The organism is Pseudomonas sp. GW823-FHT04A03 (genome assembly GCF_058796615.1).
On sequence record NZ_JBXAIV010000002.1, the window covers coordinates 416,708 to 434,588 of the forward strand.

At 62.3% G+C, this 17,881-nt stretch carries 15 protein-coding genes; 2 read left to right on the top strand and 13 right to left on the bottom strand.

What is annotated here, in order from left to right; genetic code table 11:
- Positions 1-150 precede the first annotated feature (150 nt).
- From AC1Q9F_RS07865 to AC1Q9F_RS07925, 13 genes are all read right to left on the bottom strand, one after another.
- Positions 151-1,428, bottom strand: a complete 1,278-nt coding sequence (locus AC1Q9F_RS07865; protein ID WP_007954701.1) for a flavohemoglobin expression-modulating QEGLA motif protein — start codon at positions 1,426-1,428, stop codon at positions 151-153.
- Between the two features lie 33 nt (positions 1,429-1,461).
- Positions 1,462-2,016 (bottom strand): hypothetical protein, encoded by a 555-nt coding sequence (locus AC1Q9F_RS07870; protein WP_492619613.1) that lies wholly within the window; start codon positions 2,014-2,016, stop codon positions 1,462-1,464.
- 45 nt (positions 2,017-2,061) lie between these two features.
- Positions 2,062-2,766, bottom strand: a complete 705-nt coding sequence (locus AC1Q9F_RS07875; protein WP_011332647.1) for a TetR/AcrR family transcriptional regulator — start codon at positions 2,764-2,766, stop codon at positions 2,062-2,064.
- 118 nt (positions 2,767-2,884) lie between these two features.
- Positions 2,885-4,387, bottom strand: a complete 1,503-nt coding sequence (gene lysS / locus AC1Q9F_RS07880) for a lysine--tRNA ligase (protein WP_492619612.1) — start codon at positions 4,385-4,387, stop codon at positions 2,885-2,887.
- Positions 4,388-4,456: 69 nt separating this feature from the next.
- A protein-coding gene (gene prfB, locus AC1Q9F_RS07885) for a peptide chain release factor 2 (RefSeq protein ID WP_102621447.1) occupies positions 4,457-5,552 on the bottom strand; the annotation gives its coding sequence in 2 pieces (ribosomal slippage) (positions 4,457-5,479 and positions 5,481-5,552; 1,095 coding nt in all).
- A gap of 106 nt (positions 5,553-5,658) precedes the next feature.
- On the bottom strand, positions 5,659-6,660 hold the full coding sequence (locus AC1Q9F_RS07890) for a response regulator (protein WP_039769610.1): 1,002 nt from the start codon (positions 6,658-6,660) through the stop codon (positions 5,659-5,661).
- Positions 6,661-6,708: 48 nt separating this feature from the next.
- Positions 6,709-7,719, bottom strand: coding sequence for a chemotaxis response regulator protein-glutamate methylesterase (locus AC1Q9F_RS07895; protein ID WP_007954689.1), 1,011 nt, complete (start codon positions 7,717-7,719; stop codon positions 6,709-6,711).
- Complete coding sequence (locus tag AC1Q9F_RS07900) at positions 7,716-10,010, bottom strand: hybrid sensor histidine kinase/response regulator (protein WP_492634780.1); 2,295 nt, start codon at positions 10,008-10,010, stop codon at positions 7,716-7,718. The genes AC1Q9F_RS07895 and AC1Q9F_RS07900 overlap by 4 nt, the downstream gene beginning before the upstream one ends.
- Entirely contained in the window at positions 10,007-10,690 is a 684-nt protein-coding gene (locus AC1Q9F_RS07905) for a chemotaxis protein CheW (RefSeq protein WP_007954679.1), read from the bottom strand. Before AC1Q9F_RS07905 ends, AC1Q9F_RS07900 begins: the two co-directional genes overlap by 4 nt.
- Positions 10,687-11,964: a CheR family methyltransferase gene (locus AC1Q9F_RS07910; RefSeq protein ID WP_007954677.1), complete on the bottom strand. Its 1,278-nt coding sequence runs from the start codon at positions 11,962-11,964 to the stop codon at positions 10,687-10,689. The genes AC1Q9F_RS07905 and AC1Q9F_RS07910 overlap by 4 nt, the downstream gene beginning before the upstream one ends.
- Complete coding sequence (locus AC1Q9F_RS07915) at positions 11,961-12,497, bottom strand: chemotaxis protein CheW (RefSeq protein ID WP_273896352.1); 537 nt, start codon at positions 12,495-12,497, stop codon at positions 11,961-11,963. The genes AC1Q9F_RS07910 and AC1Q9F_RS07915 overlap by 4 nt, the downstream gene beginning before the upstream one ends.
- On the bottom strand, positions 12,497-14,119 hold the full coding sequence (locus tag AC1Q9F_RS07920) for a methyl-accepting chemotaxis protein (protein WP_492619610.1): 1,623 nt from the start codon (positions 14,117-14,119) through the stop codon (positions 12,497-12,499). The genes AC1Q9F_RS07915 and AC1Q9F_RS07920 overlap by 1 nt, the downstream gene beginning before the upstream one ends.
- Positions 14,120-14,425: 306 nt before the next feature.
- Entirely contained in the window at positions 14,426-15,148 is a 723-nt protein-coding gene (locus AC1Q9F_RS07925) for a tellurite resistance TerB family protein (protein ID WP_492619609.1), read from the bottom strand.
- Between the two features lie 176 nt (positions 15,149-15,324).
- Between AC1Q9F_RS07925 and AC1Q9F_RS07930 the strand changes: the two genes are divergently transcribed.
- Both AC1Q9F_RS07930 and AC1Q9F_RS07935 read left to right on the top strand, forming a co-directional pair.
- Positions 15,325-16,239, top strand: coding sequence for a LysR family transcriptional regulator (locus AC1Q9F_RS07930; protein WP_007954670.1), 915 nt, complete (start codon positions 15,325-15,327; stop codon positions 16,237-16,239).
- Positions 16,240-16,338: 99 nt separating this feature from the next.
- A complete protein-coding gene (locus AC1Q9F_RS07935; protein WP_492619608.1) occupies positions 16,339-17,826 on the top strand; it encodes a gamma-aminobutyraldehyde dehydrogenase in 1,488 nt (495 codons plus the stop codon).
- Positions 17,827-17,881 lie beyond the last annotated feature (55 nt).

Genomic DNA, 17,881 nt, shown 5'->3' on the forward strand with positions numbered 1-17,881 from the left:
TCGCAAAAACAGGGTGGGAATGCATTCCAATGTGGGAGCGAGCTTGCTCCGGGCAGCGATCCGACGAATGCTATCTAACATTCAGCTCACGCGTTACCTGACACACCGCCTTCGCGAGCAAGCTCGCTCCCACAAAGAACATCATCGAGTTCAAAGGATGTTGGAGTAATCCGCCTCGATCCGGTCCAGGCTCAAGTGATTGAGGAAGTTGGAGAAGCACATCCATGCCGACAACGCGTTCATGTCGCGGAACTGGTCCGGCAGGTACTTGGGCGGTACCACCAGGCCTTCGTCCACCAGCTGACGCAGGGTTCGCATGTCCTCAAGCGTAGTCTTGCCGCAGAACAACAGCGGGATCTGCTCAAGCTTGCCCTTGCGCACGGCCAACTGAATGTAGTTGTAAACCATGATGAAGCCCTTGAGGTAGGACAAGTCTTTGGTGAATGGCAGACCGGTCGGCGTGGATCCGCGGAAAACCCGACTGGCGTTGCCGTAGCTTTCCGCCATCTCAAAGCCCTGCTCGCGGAAGAACTCGAACACCTGCAGGAAGTCAGCGCCCTCCTCGACCATATGAATGGCGCGGGTGCGGTTGGTCAGTTTGCGCAAACGGCTCGGGTAGGAGGCGAAGGTGATGATTTCCATCAGGATCGCCAGGCCTTCCTGAGTCACCGTCGACGAGGGTGGGCCCTTGGACAGGAAGGTGCAGATCGGCTGATTCAAGCCGTTGAGCGTGGTGCCGACGTGCACCAGACCTTCGTGAACCTCCAGCGCGCGCACATCGCGATCGTTGAACATCGCGTCGGTGCGGATCTTGATGTAGTCAGCGCCCGCCGCCGCGTCGGCGACGATGCCGTCGGACTCGAACACGCGGATGGTTTCCTCGGCCTCACCGAACACCTTGTTCAGGCGGGTTTGCAGCAGGTGCACGGCGTCCTTGGCGGTGAGGATCTTCGGTTCGTCTTTCAGGTCGCCACGGCCGTCGATGTTGTTCAGGTAATCCGACATCATCAGACCGAGGTCGGCCAGCGTCGGGTCACCGGCATGAAACGCGTCGGACGCTGCGCCGTACAACTCTTGGGAAATCAGACCGAAATCCTCGGTGCCACGCGCTTCGAGCATGCGCACCACCATCCGGTATTCCTTGCACATGCGACGCATGATCTGGCCGACCGGGTTGAACTGGCCGAGCTGGCGGGTGATGTCCCGTTCGATGTTCTGGAACTCCAGCTTGACCTTGCTCGAATCGAAGGACAGCGGCCGGTTGAGGTAGTAGTCGCGATCCACCGCCGGCAATTCCTTGCCCTTGGCCTTGAGGAACCCCTTGCGGATGTTCTCGTCCCACTTGACCGCGTCGAGCACGCGGATCGGCGTCTGCGCCAGCACTATGCGATCGGACAGAATGCGTATCGTCTGCTGGTAATCGTCCACCCGAAACTCCTGTAGAAAACGTGACGAACTGAATTATTTGGCTTTGGCCTGATGCTGATAGCGCGCCGCTTCGACGAAAACGTCGGAATTGGCCGGGTCGTCGAGGTAAGCAAAGACCTTTTCAAGCGGACTGTCGACCTGCACGCCGTAGCCGTCATCGGTCTGGAAGCCCTGGCCGTCGAGGGTCTTCTGGGCGATGGCCTGGTTGATCTGTTCGAGGTCGAGGTTGTAGATCACCAGCTCGCGCTTGTCGGTGATTTCGAAACCGGCAATGGTGAAGTGCCCGCCGTATTGCGCCGGCACCTTCGCCGACAGGTACCAGCGGTTGCCGTGGCGCGACACCGTGAACGGATAGGCTTCACGCTCGCGGGGTTTGGCTTTGAAGTATGCAACCGCCTGATAGCGGTCGTTGCCCAGGCGCGTCAATTCCAGATTCATCGGCTCGCCCCAGGCATTGGTGCTCGACCATTGGCCGAGCAGGCCCTTGGGCGCCGGTTCACTGGCGGGCAGCGGCTCGCGGAAGGTCACCAGACAACCGCTGAGCAGCAGGAACGACAAGGCGATCAGCACGCCACGCCAGGCTTTCATTCGACACTCCCTAGACCCGAACTCACCAGCGAACTGGGGATTGCGTTACACCGACGCGAGTACCAGGTGCATATAGCGCGTCAGAATGCCGAGCATGTCCTCTTCGGCCAAAGGCTCGGCGTCGTTGAGCAGGCCCTGATATTCCATCCGTCCGATAATCGCCGTCAACACCTTGGCATCCTGCTGCGGCTCGCGCGAGCCCAATACCTGGAACAACTGGCAGGTGCCCTGCAACAGAATCTGCTGATGGGAACGCACCAGTTCCGCCAGACGCGGGTTGAGCAGCGCCTCCTGACGGAACGCCTGCTCGGCCATCAAATGCTCGCGACGGTTGACCAGTTGCCGATGCACATAATCGGCCATTAGCCGGGCGATATCGTCGGCCAGCTGCGAACGCGACTCCGGACTGCCGTCACCGCTGACCACCATCTCACGCAGCAGGCCTTCGTTGTTGATCCATAGCTTGGCCATGTAGGCCGCACTGCGTTCGACGTACTGGGCGAAGGTATCGGTGAGCAGGTCATCGATGTCCTTGAAGTAATACGTGGTGGCCGACAGCGGCACACCGGCCTCGGCCGCCACCGCCCGGTGACGCACGGCCCGCACGCCATCACGCACGACAATGCGCATCGCCGCATCGAGAATGTCCTGTCGACGCTGTTCACTGCCCTGCCGGCTGGCCTTGCGGCCCTGGTACTGAACACTTTCAGCGACCGCAGTGGCGATTCCCGCTGCACCCTCTTGAGCCATTGCACCGATCACGACAGGCATACCTCTGTTGTTTTCTTCAAAATTAACCATTTGATACGTTTGTACCAGACAGGCAATAAAAAGCCGCCCATTTCAGGCGGCTTTTTTATTGAAACACTTACGCTTGTGGCCGCATGTGCGGGAACAGGATCACGTCGCGGATCGACGGGGAGTTGGTCAGCAGCATCACCAGACGGTCGATGCCGATACCTTCGCCGGCCGTTGGCGGCATGCCGTACTCCAGCGCACGAACGAAGTCGGCGTCGTAGTGCATGGCTTCGTCGTCGCCGGCGTCCTTGTCGGCCACCTGCGCCATGAAGCGCTCGGCCTGGTCTTCCGCGTCGTTCAGCTCGGAGTAGGCGTTGGCGATTTCACGGCCGCCGATGAACAGCTCGAAGCGGTCGGTGACGTTCGGGTTGTCGTCGTTGCGACGGGCCAGCGGCGACACTTCGAACGGGTACTGGGTAATGAAGTGCGGCTGTTCCAGCTTGTGCTCGACCAGTTCTTCGAAAATCATCACCTGCAGCTTGCCCAGACCTTCGAAGCCCAGCACCTTGGCACCGGCCTTCTTGGCGATGGCGCGAGCCTTGTCGATGTCGTTCAGGTCATCGGCGGTCAGCTCAGGGTTGTACTTGAGGATCGAATCGAACACCGACAGGCGCACGAACGGCTCGCCGAAGTGGAACACCTTGTCGCCGTACGGCACGTCGGTGCTGCCCAGAACCAGCTGCGCCAGCTCGCGGAACAGTTCTTCAGTCAGGTCCATGTTGTCTTCGTAGTCGGCGTAAGCCTGGTAGAACTCCAACATGGTGAATTCAGGGTTGTGACGAGTCGAAACGCCTTCGTTACGGAAGTTGCGGTTGATCTCAAACACTTTTTCGAAGCCGCCAACCACCAGACGCTTGAGGTACAGCTCTGGGGCGATACGCAGGAACATTTCCATGTCCAGCGCGTTGTGGTGGGTTTCGAACGGCTTGGCCGCAGCGCCGCCAGGGATGGTCTGCAGCATCGGCGTTTCGACTTCGAGGAAGTCGCGCTTCATCAGGAAGCTGCGGATGTGCGCGATCACTTGCGAACGGACGCGGAAGGTTTGACGCACGTCTTCGTTGACGATCAGGTCAACGTAGCGCTGACGGTAGCGCTGTTCGGTGTCGGTCAGGCCGTGGTGCTTGTCCGGCAGCGGGCGCAGGGATTTGGTCAGCAGGCGCACGTTGGTCATCTCGACGTACAGGTCGCCCTTGCCGGAACGGGCCAGGGTGCCCTCGGCGGCGATGATGTCGCCCATGTCCCAGGTTTTCACCGCGGCCAGGGTTTCTTCGGACAGGGTCTTGCGGTTGACGTAGACCTGGATGCGACCGGTCATGTCCTGAATCACCATGAACGAGCCACGGTTGAGCATGATGCGACCTGCAACCTTGACCGGGATCGCAGCCTCTGCCAGCTCTTCCTTGGTCTTGTCCGCGTACTGTTTCTGCAGTGCTTCGCAGTAGTTTTCGCGGCGGAAGTCGTTCGGGAAGGCATTGCCCTTGGCGCGCTCGGCAGCAAGCTTTTCCTTGCGCAGGGCGATCAGGGAGTTTTCTTCCTGTTGCAGGGCTTGCGGGTCGAGTTGTTGGTCGCTCATGTCTTTAAATATTCCATCACAGGTTCGTTGCCCCCGCCGATGACGGGGGACTTGAGGTCGGGTGAAAGCTTACAGGCCCGATTTCAGGCTGGCTTCCAGGTATTCGTCGATGTCGCCGTCGAGCACCTTGTCGCAGTCACTGCGTTCGATGTTGGTACGCAGATCCTTGATCCGCGACGCATCGAGCACGTACGAACGGATCTGGTGACCCCAGCCGATATCCGACTTGGTGTCCTCCAGCGCCTGGGACGCCGCGTTGCGCTTCTGCATTTCCTGCTCGTACAACTTGGCCCGCAGCATTTTCATGGCGGTGTCCTTGTTGGCGTGCTGGGAACGTTCGTTCTGGCAGCTCACCACGGTGTTGGTCGGTACGTGGGTGATACGTACGGCCGAGTCGGTGGTGTTTACGTGCTGACCACCGGCACCGGAGGAACGATAGGTGTCGATCCGCAGGTCTGCCGGGTTGATTTCGATTTCCACCTTGTCGTCGATCTCTGGCGAGACGAAAACCGCGGAGAACGAAGTGTGGCGACGGTTGCCGGAGTCGAACGGGCTCTTGCGCACCAGACGGTGCACGCCGATCTCGGTACGCAGCCAGCCAAAGGCGTATTCGCCCTTGATGTGCACGGTCGCACCCTTGATCCCGGCGACTTCACCGGCCGACAGCTCCATGATGGTCGCGTCGAAACCGCGTTTGTCGGCCCAGCGCAGGTACATGCGCAGCAGGATGTTGGCCCAGTCCTGGGCTTCGGTGCCGCCGGAACCGGCCTGGATGTCCAGGTAGGCGTTGTTCGGGTCCATCTCGTGGCTGAACATACGGCGGAATTCGAGCTTGGACAGGGACTCTTCGAGACCTTGAAGGACTTCGACGACGTCGTTGACCGCGCCCTCGTCGTTCTCTTCAACGGCCATGTCCAGCAGCTCGCGGCAATCGGCCAGGCCACCGTTCAGTTCGTCGAGGGTATCGACGATCTGCGCCAGCGCAGCGCGCTCGCGGCCCAGTTCCTGGGCGTATTCAGGTTTGTTCCAGACTGCAGGATCTTCAAGCTCGCGATTGACTTCGATCAGACGCTCATGCTTTTGATCGTAGTCAAAGATACCCCCGAATAGTTTCGGAGCGCTCGGACAGGTCCTTGATGGTGTTCAGGATCGGGTTGATTTCCATGACGGGCAGCACTCGTTGGCGAACTTTTGAAAGCCGGCGAGTATAACGTAATCAAGCTGTCACGGCAGCCCGTCTGGCGGCTCTTGAGGCGAATGAACCCAATGGTTCATTCGATCCCCACCTGATTGCGCCCGTTGTTCTTGGCCAGGTACAGGCCACGGTCCGCCGCCGATATCAGCAACCGGCAGTCGCTGCCCGACTCCGGCACCATCGTCGCCAGGCCGATGCTGATGGTCAGGCTCGACCCTTCGGCCGGGGCATTGTGCGGAATCTTCAGCGCCGCGACCGTCTGGCGCAGCTTCTCCGCCACCAGCCGCGCCCCGCCCGGCGAGGTGTTGGGCAGCACCAGCGCAAACTCTTCGCCGCCATAACGCGCCGGCAGATCGGACGGCCGGGCACTGGCCTCGCGGATGGCCGTGGCGACCTTGCGCAACGCTTCGTCGCCTTCGACGTGGCCGAAGGTGTCGTTGTAGGACTTGAAGTAATCGACGTCGATCATCAGCAACGACAACTGGCTCTGGTCGCGCAGCGAGCGGCGCCATTCCAGCTCCAGGTATTCGTCGAAGTGCCGGCGGTTGGACAGCCCGGTCAGGCCATCGGAGTTCATCAGGCGTTGCAACACCAGGTTGGTATCGAGCAGCTGCTGCTGGCTGACCCGCAACGCGCGATAGGCTGCGTCCCGTTGCAGCAACGTCATGTACGAGCGTGAGTGATAACGGATCCGCGCCACCAGCTCGATGTTGTCCGGCAGTTTCACCAGGTAATCGTTGGCCCCGGCCGAGAACGCCGCGCTCTTGATCAGCGGGTCTTCCTTGGTCGACAGGACGATGATCGGAATGTCCTTGGTTGCCGGGTGATTGCGGTATTCGCGCACCAGGCTCAGGCCGTCGAGACCGGGCATCACCAGATCCTGCAGGATCACGGTCGGCTTGATCCGCACCGCGTGGGCCACGGCCTGATGCGGGTCGGAGCAGAAGTGGAAGTCGATGTTCTCTTCATTCGACAGCCCACGGCGCACGGCTTCGCCGATCATCGCCTGATCGTCCACCAACAACACCATGGCGGCGTTCTCGTCGGTTTTGATGTCATCGATCTGTAAGTCATTCATGGGCGGTCACCTGAGTGCTGCGGGGGCCAGGATTGCGGAGGTATGTGTTCATTTGGGGAAAATCTCCAGCAATCGTGGCGCTATCTTTTCCAGTGGACGGATTTCTACGGCCGCGTCGATGGCTGCGGCAGCCTTGGGCATGCCGTACACCGCACTGCTTTGCTGATCCTGCGCGATGGTCAGGTAACCCTGTTGGCGCATGAGCTTAAGCCCTTGAGCCCCGTCGCGTCCCATCCCTGTCAATAAAACCCCTACGGCGTCACCGTTCCAGTAGTTGGCGACGCTTTCGAAAAACACGTCGATCGAGGGGCGGTAGATCTCGTTGACCGGCTCGGCGGTGTAGGCCAGCGTGCCGTTCTTGAGCAAACGAATATGGTGGTTGGTACCGGCCAGCAGCACCGCGCCGGCCTGCGGTGGTTCGCCTTCGCGGGCCAGACGCACGTCCAGGCCGCTGGCGCTGGCCAGCCATTCGGCCATGCCGGCGGCGAACACCTGGTCGACATGCTGCACCAGCACGATGGCCGCCGAAAAGTGGCGTGGCAGGCCTTTGAGCAAGACCTCCAGCGCCGCCGGGCCACCGGCCGAAGAGCCGATCGCCACCAGTCGCTGGCGCGAGGCGGTACTGCGCGGTGTCGCAGGCGCCGGGCGCGAGCGGGCGGTTTTCTCGCCGATCAGCCAGCCGATGTTGAGGATCTTGCGCAGCAGCGGCGCCGCCGCTTCCTGGGGATTGCCACCGCCGATGGCCGGGGTGTCGACCACATCCAGCGCGCCGTGGCCCATGGCTTCGAACACCCGGTGCACGTTCTGCTGGCGGTCCACGGTGACGATGACGATCGCGCACGGGCTCTCGGCCATGATCCGGCGGGTGGCCTCGACGCCATCCATCACCGGCATGATCAGGTCCATCAGGATCAGGTCCGGGGTGTTTTCCGCGCACAGGCGCACCGCTTCGGCGCCGTTGCTGGCGACCCACACCACCTGATGCGCCGGCTCGAAGGCCAGCGCACGGCGCAGGGCCTCCACCGCCAGAGGCATGTCGTTGACGATTGCGATCTTCATGCCCGCGCTCCTCCGATGAGCTCAACCACCGCGTCGAGCAGGGCGTCGTCATGAAAACTGGCCTTGGCTAGATAATAGTCGGCGCCGGCGTCCAGTCCACGGCGGCGGTCTTCCTCGCGATCCTTGTAGGACACCACCATCACCGGCAGCGATTGCAGACGGTTGTCGCGGCGCAGCAGCGAGACCAGCTCGATGCCGTCCATGCGCGGCATGTCGATGTCGGTGATCAGCAGATCGAAGTCCTCGGAGCGCAGGGCGTTCCAGCCGTCCATGCCGTCTACCGCGACGGCGACGTCGTAGCCGCGATTGAGCAGCAACTTGCGTTGCAGCTCACGCACGGTCAGCGAATCGTCGACCACCAGAATCCGCTTGCGTGCCGCTTCTGCGGCCTGATGGCCGTGACGCGCAATGCGTTCCAGACGCCCGGTGTTGAGCAGTTTGTCCACCGAACGCAGCATGTCTTCGACGTCGACGATCAGCACCACCGAGCCATCGTCGAGCAAGGCCCCGGCGGAAATGTCCTGCACCTTGCCCAGCCGCTCGTCCAGCGGCAGCACCACCAGCGTGCGCTCGCCGATGAAGCGCTCGACTGCCACGCCGTAGATTGCATCGCGCTCGCGAATCACCACGACTTTCAGGGTGTCACCGCTGTTCTGGCTGGCCGGACGCTGCAACAACTGACTGGCCGCGACGAGCCCGACGTGCTGGCCTTCGTGCCAGAAATGCTGGCGCCCTTCGACCTGCACGATGTCGTCCGGGGCCAGATCGCACATGCGCTCGATGTGCGCCAGCGGGAAGGCGTAAGCCTCGTCGCCGACTTCCACCACCAGGCTGCGCACCACCGACAGGGTCAGCGGCACTTCCAGATGAAAGCGACTGCCCTCGCCCGCCGTCTGCTCCAGCACCACCGCACCGCGCAACTGGCGAACCATGTGCTGAACGGCGTCGAGGCCGACGCCACGGCCGGACACTTCGGTGACCTTGTCGCGCAGGCTGAAGCCCGGCAGGAACAGGAAGGTCAGCAGTTCTTCTTCGCTCAACTGAGCGGCGGTTTCGGCGGGCGACAACTGGCGTTCGACGATGCTGCGGCGGACCTTTTCCAGATCCACACCATTGCCGTCGTCGCTCAACTCCAGCACCAGCAGACCGGCCTGATGCGAGGCGCGCAGACGGATCAGACCTTCTTCGGACTTGCCTTTGAGCAGGCGTTCTTCCGGGGTTTCGATGCCGTGATCGACTGCGTTGCGCAGCAGGTGCGTCAGCGGAGCTTCGAGTTTTTCCAGTACATCGCGGTCGACCTGAGTCTTCTCGCCCTCGATCTCCAGTCGCACCTGCTTGCCGAGACTGCGACCGAGGTCGCGCACCATCCGCACCTGCCCGGACAGCACATCGGCGAACGGCCGCATGCGGCAGGCCAGCGCGGTGTCGTAGAGCACTTGTGCGCGCTGACTCGCTTGCCAGGCAAACTCGTCGAGTTCGGCGTTTTTCTCTGCCAGCAACTGCTGGGATTCGGCGAGCAAACGGCGCGCATCTTCCAGCGCCTCTTGAGCTTCAAGGCTCAAGGCGTGTTCCTTGAGATGAACGTTGAGACTTTCCAGCGCCCGCAGGCCGTTGTTCTGCATGCGTTTGAGGCGCTGCATGGTGGCCAGGTGCGGCTTGAGGCGCTGGGTTTCCACCAGGGATTTGCTCGACAGATCGAGCAGGCTGTTCAGGCGCTCGGCGGTGACCCGCAGCACCCGCTCGCCCCCTTCGGTTGTGCGTTTGCTCTTGCGCGGTGCGGGTTCTGGCTCGGCGACCTCGACCGGGATTTCAACCGGCGCGGGTTCAACCACCGGCGGTGGCTGAAGCTGCAACTCCGCCATCACTGGGGCACTCGGAGCGGCGGGCACCACGGCCGGTGCCGTCGGGTCGAGCAAACCGCCCATCAACGCCACATAGGCCTCAATGTCCGCCGGTTGCGGGCCGTTGGCCGGGGTGGCGATGCGCATCAGCAGATCGGTGCCCTGCAACAGCGCGTCGATGTGTTCCGGGCGCAGGAACAGCCGCCCTTCCTGCGCACTGACCAGACAATCTTCCATCACGTGGGCGACGCTGACGCCGCTGTCGATGCCGACGATCCGCGCCGCGCCTTTCAGCGAGTGCGCCGCGCGCATGCACGATTCGAGTTGATCGGCCTGGGTCGGGTTGCGCTCCAGCGCCAGCAACCCGGCGCTGAGCACCTGGGTCTGGGCTTCGGCTTCGAGGCTGAACAGCTCGAGCAAGGAGGCGTCGCGCATTTGCTCGGGGGTCATGTGAGGCTCCGGGACACGGCGGACAACAGCTGTTCTTCATCCAGCCAACGCAAGCTGCGACCTTTGAAAGGCAGCACGCCTCGGGTGTATTTGGCGCTGGCCTGTGCGCCGGAACGTGAGGCGGCATCGAGGATTCGCTCGTCGATGGCGTGAATTCCGTCGACTTCGTCCACCGGCACCACCACTGGCCCGCCCTGGGCCGAGATGATCAGCATGCGCGGCATGATCCGCGCGCCGGTCGCCGGGGCCGCGTTGCTGTCGAGGTCGAGCAGTTCGACCAGCGACAGGCACGCCACCAGCGCCCCGCGCACATTCGCCACGCCGAGCAACGCCCGGGAGCGCTGGTGCGGCAGCGAGTGAATCGCCTGCAACGGCGCGACCTCCACCAGACTGCGCGTGGCCAGACCGAGCCATTCTTCGCCGAGGCGGAACATCAGCAGCGAACGGGTCTTCAGCTCGGTTTCGACCTGGGTCGCCACCGGGTCGCGCTCGTCCTGCTGCAACGCATAGCGGTCGAGCAGGCGCGTGGCGGCGGCGGAATACACCGAGCAATTGCGGCAATGGATGTGCTCGTCCAGCAGCGGACAAGACTTGTCGCCGTGGATGCCGATGCGATTCCAGCAATCGTCGATGGCCCGGGCGTCTTCGTGGGTGACGTTCAAGGTGTCGGACGGGATCATCGTTTACGCTCACTGTCGGCGGTGCGGTCGCTGCGAGCGGCGCGCTCCTGCAATCGTCTGGCGCCGGCCGTGTCGCCCTGGGCCTGCAGCAGCGCGGCCAGGTGCATCAAGGCTTCGGGGTGTTGCGGTTCGAGGTACAGCGCCTTGCGGTAAAAGCCCTGGGCTTCGAGGGCGCTGCCGGCGACATCGCTCAGCAGGCCGAGCCAGTAGAACACCTGGGCCACCGGCTCATGACTGCGCAAATACTGTTCGCACGCGGCACGGGCCTCGGCACTTTTGCCTTCGTTGGCCAGGGCGGCGATGTTGGCCAGCAAGGTCGCGGCGTCGGGGTTGGTGCTTTTAGCCGTCGCGGGCAACGGCGTCACGCCAGCAAACGGACGATTGCGAACCGGCGGCGGTGGCGTGCTACGCACCGGTTGGCGCACAGGCAACGGCACCGGAATCGCGGTCGGCATCGGCAACGGTTCGGGCTGCGGTTCGCTGTGGCGGCTGAAGGCGAAAGACTGCGGAATCCCGATCGAACGCATGCCGAGCCGCCCGAGCAGGCTGCCCTCGGCCGGGCCGATAAACAGCACGCCATCGACATGGGTCAGGCGCTTCAACACGGCGAACACCTGCTGCTGGGTCGGCTGATCGAAATAGATCAGCAGGTTGCGGCAGAACACGAAATCGAACGGCGGCTCGTTGACCAGTAATGACGGATCGAGCACGTTGCCGACATGCAGGCGCACCTGCTCGCGGACGATTTCATTCACCCGATACCCTTCGTTTTCGGCGAAAAAATGTCGCTCGCGAAAGTCCAGCTCCTGGCCGCGAAACGAGTTCTTGCCGTACAGCGCCCGCCGCGCCTTGTCCACCGACAAGGGGCTGACGTCCATGCCATCGACCTTGAACTGATGGGGCTTGAGGCCCGCATCGAGCAACGCCATGGCAATCGAATAGGGCTCTTCACCGGTGGAGCACGGCAGGCTGAGGATGCGCAACGCACGCATGTTGTTCAGCTCGCCCAAGCGTTTGCGCGCCAGTTTGCCCAAGGTGGCGAAGGATTCCGGGTAACGGAAAAACCAGGTTTCGGGGACGATCACCGCTTCGATGAGCGCCTGCTGTTCATCCCGCGAGCCTTGCAGCGTCTGCCAGTACTCATCGGCATTCACCGTTTGCGACAGGGTAATGCGCTGGCGAACGGCCCGCTCGATGATTGCCGGCCCGACCGAGGCGACGTCGAGGCCGATGCGTTCCTTGAGGAAGTCGAAAAAGCGCTGGTCGCTGCTCATGGCTGCTCCTCAAGCCGCGCCGGATCCAGCGGTGGCGACGGGAACAGCAGCGTGCGTACCGACTCGTCCAGCAAGTCGTTGACCCGCACCCACTGCACCAGCCCTTGCGCATCTTCACGCACCGGGCCGAGGTACGGCGCCTGACGATTGTCGAGGCCGTACGGCCGGAAATCCTCCGGGTTGCAGCGCAGGGTATCGGTGGCCTGTTCAAGGATCAGACCCAGCCATTGCGAGGGTTGCGAGTCGTCCGCGCGGTAATGCACCAGCACCAGCCGCGTGCTGGTGCGCGCTTCGGCAGGATGGCCGAACGTCAGGGCACTGAGGTCGATCACCGGCACCACCGTGCCGCGATAGGCAAACACCCCCGCCACCCAGTGCGGCGCCCGGGCAATCGGCTTCAACGGCAGGCGCGGCAGCACTTCGGCCACTTCCGTGGCGCGCAGTGCGTAGCGTTCGCTGCCGATGCGAAACAGCAGGAACAACGCCTGCTTCGCCACCGGTGCAGCGCTGCGTTTGGCGGTGATTTCGCTCATCAGACTTTGAATCGCGAAACGCCGCTGCGCAGGCCCACGGCCACCTGGCTCAGTTCGTCGATGGCGAAACTGGCCTGACGCAACGACTCGACCGTCTGGCTGCTGGCATCACCCAACTGCACCAGCGCATGGTTGATCTGTTCGGCACCGGTGGCCTGGGCCTGCATGCCTTCGTTGACCATCAACACCCGCGGCGCCAGAGCCTGCACTTGATGGATGATCTGCGACAGCTGCTCGCCGACCTGCTGCACTTCGGCCATGCCGCGACGCACTTCCTCGGAGAACTTGTCCATGCCCATCACCCCGGCGGACACCGCCGACTGGATCTCGCGGACCATCTGTTCAATGTCATAGGTGGCGACAGCGGTCTGATCCGCCAGACGCCGCACTTCGGTGGCGACCACGGCGAAACCGCGACCGTATTCGCCGGCCTTCTCCGCTTCGATCGCGGCGTTCAGGGACAGCAGGTTGGTCTGGTCGGCGACCTTGACGATGGTCACCACCACCTGATTGATGTTGCCGGCCTTCTCGTTGAGGATCGCCAGTTTGGCGTTCACCAGATCCGCCGCGCCCATCACCGAGTGCATGGTGTCTTCCATGCGCGCCAGGCCTTGCTGCCCGGAGCCGGCCAGCACCGAGGCCTGATCGGCAGCGGTGGAGACTTCAGTCATGGTGCGCACCAAGTCACGGGAAGTCGCCGCGATTTCTCGGGATGTCGCGCCGATTTCAGTCGTGGTCGCGGCGGTTTCGGTGGCGGTGGCCTGCTGTTGCTTGGAGGTAGCGGCGATCTCGGTCACCGACGTGGTGACCTGCACCGACGAGCGCTGGGCCTGGGACACCAGCGAGGTGAGCTCGGTCATCATGTCGTTGAAGCCGGTTTCCACCGCGCCGAACTCGTCCTTGCGGTCGAGGTTCAAGCGGCTGCTCAGATCGCCGGTGCGCATGATGTCGAGGATCTGCACGATGCGGTTCATCGGCGCCATGATCGCGCGCATCAGCAGCAGACCGCAGAAACCGGCGGCCAGCACGGCCACCAGCAGCGAGACGAACATGCTGACTTTGGCCGCCGCCACGGCCTCGTCGATGTTGGCCATGGCCTGGTCGGCGACTTTCTTGTTTTCGCCGATGATGTCGTTGAGCTTCATCCGGCCCGAGTACCAGGTCGGCGTCAGTTGTTCGTGGAACAGCTTGACGGCTTCGGCTTCGAGATTGCGCTTGTGCAGATCCAGCACGGTGTCCTGAATCTTCATGTAAGTGTCGTGATACTTCTCGAAAGACGCGAATTCGAGTTTGTCCTCGTCCGTCACGACCGTGTTGCGGTAATTGGTCATCTGCTCCTGAAGACGGGATTCGAAAGCTTTGTAATCCGCCGCATCTTCACTGCTGATGCCCTGCCCTTCCTTGAGCCCCAGCAATTCCTGGGTCTGCAGGTAGCTGTCGACCCACGCGCCACGAATCATCGAGCTGTAATAGACACCTGGAATCGCGTCGTCACGGACGCTGTTTTCACTGGCTTCGATCTTCAGCAGCCGCGAATACGAGACGACCACCATCAGCAGCATGATGGCGATAATCACCGCAAAGCTCGCCAAAATGCGTTGGCGCAACGTCCAGTTCTTCACAGTCAGTCCTCGGGGCGGGTCGAAATGCGGGGGAGTATAGCTGAGGGCGGTGTTTCATTTATAAGACGGTTTGCCGCGCTCAGGCCTTTCGGTCATGAAACGCGATGGGCTCTGGACTGGGACTTTCCGGCAATCAGCGGTCGGCGTGCCAGTGGCGCAATGGCGAAAAGGGGCGATGGATCGGCCATTTCAGCTGCAGATGATCTGGCGACACAGTAACGCGTGCTCGCTGGCGCTTTTTTCAGCCGCAACGAAAGAGCCCGCCATCCTGTGCGGGATCGCGGGTTCTTATGACGCTGAGTGGATTTACTGAATAGCTACACGGACCTGCTTCTCCAGCTCCACCTTCAACCCCGGCTCCAGCTTCAACTGCCGCGCCAGTTCATCCAGATAGCTCTTCTCCATGAAGTTCTCCTCATCCACCATCATCACGCTCGCCACGTACATCTCGGCGGCCATTTCCGGCGTGCTTGCCGCGCGGGCGACGTCGGTGGGGTCGAGGGGTTTGTTGAGTTCGGCGTGGAGCCAGTGCTTGAGTTCCTGATCGCTGTCGAGCTTGGTGAATTCGCCTTCGATCAGTTGGCGTTCGCGGTCGTCGATGTGGCCGTCGGCCTTGGCGGCGGCGACCAGGGCTTTGAGGATGGCCTGGCTGTGTTGTTCGACTTGCGCCGGTGGCAGGCGATCGACCGTTTGCGGTTCGCTTTGCGGGGCGGTGCCTTTTTGGGCGTTCCAGTTGCCGTAGGCTTTGTAGGCGATCACGCCCAGTGCGGCGAGGCCGCCGTATATGGCGACTTTACCGCCGACCTTGCGGGCCTTTTTACTGCCCAGCAGCAGGCCCATGGCGCCGGCCGCCAGGGCACCGCCGCCTGCGCCTGACAGCAAGCCGCCGAGTGCGCCATTACTGGAAGATCCGCCCAGCAAGCCGCCCAAACCACCGGCAGCCGGTTTGTTCTGCGCCCCGCCCGCCTTGTTCTGCAGCAGTTCCTGGCCGGATTTGAGGAGTTGATCGAGCAATCCACGGGTGTTCATGTTCCGTCTCCAAACAAGGGTTATCCGGATCAATAAGGCCCTCAGCCTAGTTCGAAAGTGCCCGGCATTTGGGTGCGAGTGTGCTTCCAGATGTTGCCTGGCCCACCGCAGCCCTTCGTGAAAATAGATATACACTCGAGGCAATCTATAAAAACCGCCCACCGGGTAAACCTTCCATGATGACCTTGCGTCAGATCCGCCATTTCATCGCCGTGGCCGAGACCGGCTCGATCTCCGCCGCCGCGCAAACCGCGTTCATTTCCCAATCGACCCTGACCCTGGCCATCCAGCAGCTGGAGGAAGAAATCGGCGTCAGCCTGTTCAATCGCCACGCCAAGGGCATGACGCTTACCCATCAGGGACACCAATTCCTACGCCAGGCGCACCTGATTCTGGCGACCGTGGACAACGCCAAACGCAGCCTGCAACAAAGCACCGATCAGGTTGCCGGGCAGTTGATCGTCGGGGTGACCAGTCTGGTGGCCGGTTATTACCTGGCGGATTTGCTCACCCGTTTTCAGCGCGCGTATCCCAATGTCGAGATCCGGGTGATGGAGGATGAGCGGCCGTACATCGAGCATTTGCTGGTCAGCGGCGAGATCGATGTCGGTGTACTGATCCTCTCCAACCTCGAAGACCGCCACGCCTTGCAGACCGAAGTGCTCACCCACTCGCCGCACCGTCTGTGGCTGCCGGCCCAGCATCCGTTGCTGGAACACGACAGCATCAACCTCGCCGATGTCGCCCGGGAGCCGTTGATTCAACTGAACGTCGACGAGATGGATCGCAACGCCCAACGTCTATGGCGCGGCGCCGGACTGCAACCGAAGATCACCCTCAGAACTGCGTCCACCGAGGCCGTGCGAAGTCTGGTGGCGGCGGGTCTCGGCGTCTCGATCCAACCCGACATGACCTACCGTCCATGGTCGCTGGAAGGCGACATCATCGAGGCCCGGCCAATCGCCGACCTCAACCAGACCCTCGACGTCGGTCTGGCATGGCGTCGCGGCACTGCGCGTCCCGCGCTGGTCGATCCTTTCCTGACCGTCGCCCGCGAACAGCCTCACGGTGGACGCAAGCCATCTATTTAATCGAATGCCACCTTCAGTATTTAGAATTTGTCGACCCCGGAGCCGCGCACTAGTCTTGCTGCATCTATAAGACGGTCGGCTCCCGGAACAGGGAGCAACATGGCCATACAAGAAAAGAGATCACGGAAAATGGCTGGCGCGCAGACCCACATGCACACCGCGTTGCTGATCGACGGCGAACTGGTCGCCGGCCAGGGTTTTGTCGAACCGATCCTCAACCCGGCCACCGGCGAAGTCCTGACCCAGATTGCCGAAGCCAGCACCGAACAAGTCGAAGTCGCCATCCTCGCCGCCCACCGCGCCTTTGCCGAATGGTCGCGCACCACCCCGCAACAACGCTCGAATTTCCTGCTGGAAATCGCCAACGCCGTTGAAAAACACGCTGACCACCTCGCCCGCCTCGAAGCCCTGAACTGCGGCAAGCCGCTGCATCTGGCGCGGCAGGACGATCTGACCGCCACCGTCGATGTGTTTCGCTTCTTCGCCGGCGCCGTGCGCTGCCAGACCGGCCAGCTCAGCGGCGAATACGTGCCGGGCTACACCAGCATGGTGCGCCGCGATCCGATTGGCGTCGTCGCCTCGATTGCACCGTGGAACTACCCGATCATGATGGCCGCGTGGAAGATCGCCCCGGCCCTCGCCGCCGGCAATACGCTGGTGTTCAAGCCATCCGAACACACGCCGTTGTCGATTCTGGCGCTGGCGCCAGCGCTGGCCGAGATCCTGCCACGCGGGGTGATCAACATCGTCTGCGGTGGCGGTGAAGGCGTCGGCAGTCACTTGGTCGGCCATCCGAAAGTACGCATGGTGTCGCTGACCGGCGATATCGTCACCGGCCAGAAAATCCTCCAGGCCGCTGCCAAAACCCTGAAACGCACCCACCTCGAACTCGGCGGCAAGGCTCCGGTGATCGTGTGTAACGATGCCGATCTCAAAGCCGTGGTCGAAGGCGTACGCACTTATGGCTATTACAACGCCGGGCAGGACTGCACGGCGGCTTGCCGGATCTACGCTCAGGCCGGGATTCACGACAAGTTGGTGGCCGAACTCGGCGCGGCGGTCAGCAGCCTGCGCTTCGCTGGCAAGCGTGACGCCGACAACGAAATCGGGCCGCTGATCAGCACTCGTCAGCGCGACCGCGTAGCCAGCTTCGTCGAGCGCGCCCTCGGTCAGCCGCACATCGAACGAGTGACCGGCGCAGCGGTACATTCCGGCGCCGGGTTCTTCTATCAGCCGACGCTGCTGGCCGGTTGCAAACAGAGCGATGAAATCGTCCAGCGCGAAGTGTTTGGCCCGGTGGTGACCGTGACCCGCTTCGACGAGCTGGCGCAAGCGGTGGACTGGGCCAACGACTCGGAATACGGCCTCGCCTCGTCGGTCTGGACCCAGAACCTGGACAAGGCGATGCAGGTCGCCGCGCGCCTGCAATACGGCTGCACCTGGATCAACAGCCATTTCATGCTGGTCAGCGAAATGCCCCACGGCGGCCTGAAACGCTCCGGCTACGGCAAAGACTTATCCAGCGATTCGCTACAGGACTACAGCGTGGTGCGGCACATCATGGCCCGCCACGGCCAGCATCTCTGACTACGCTAATAACAAGCCGACCACGGCATGCTTCACCGCGTTCACAACTGCCCCG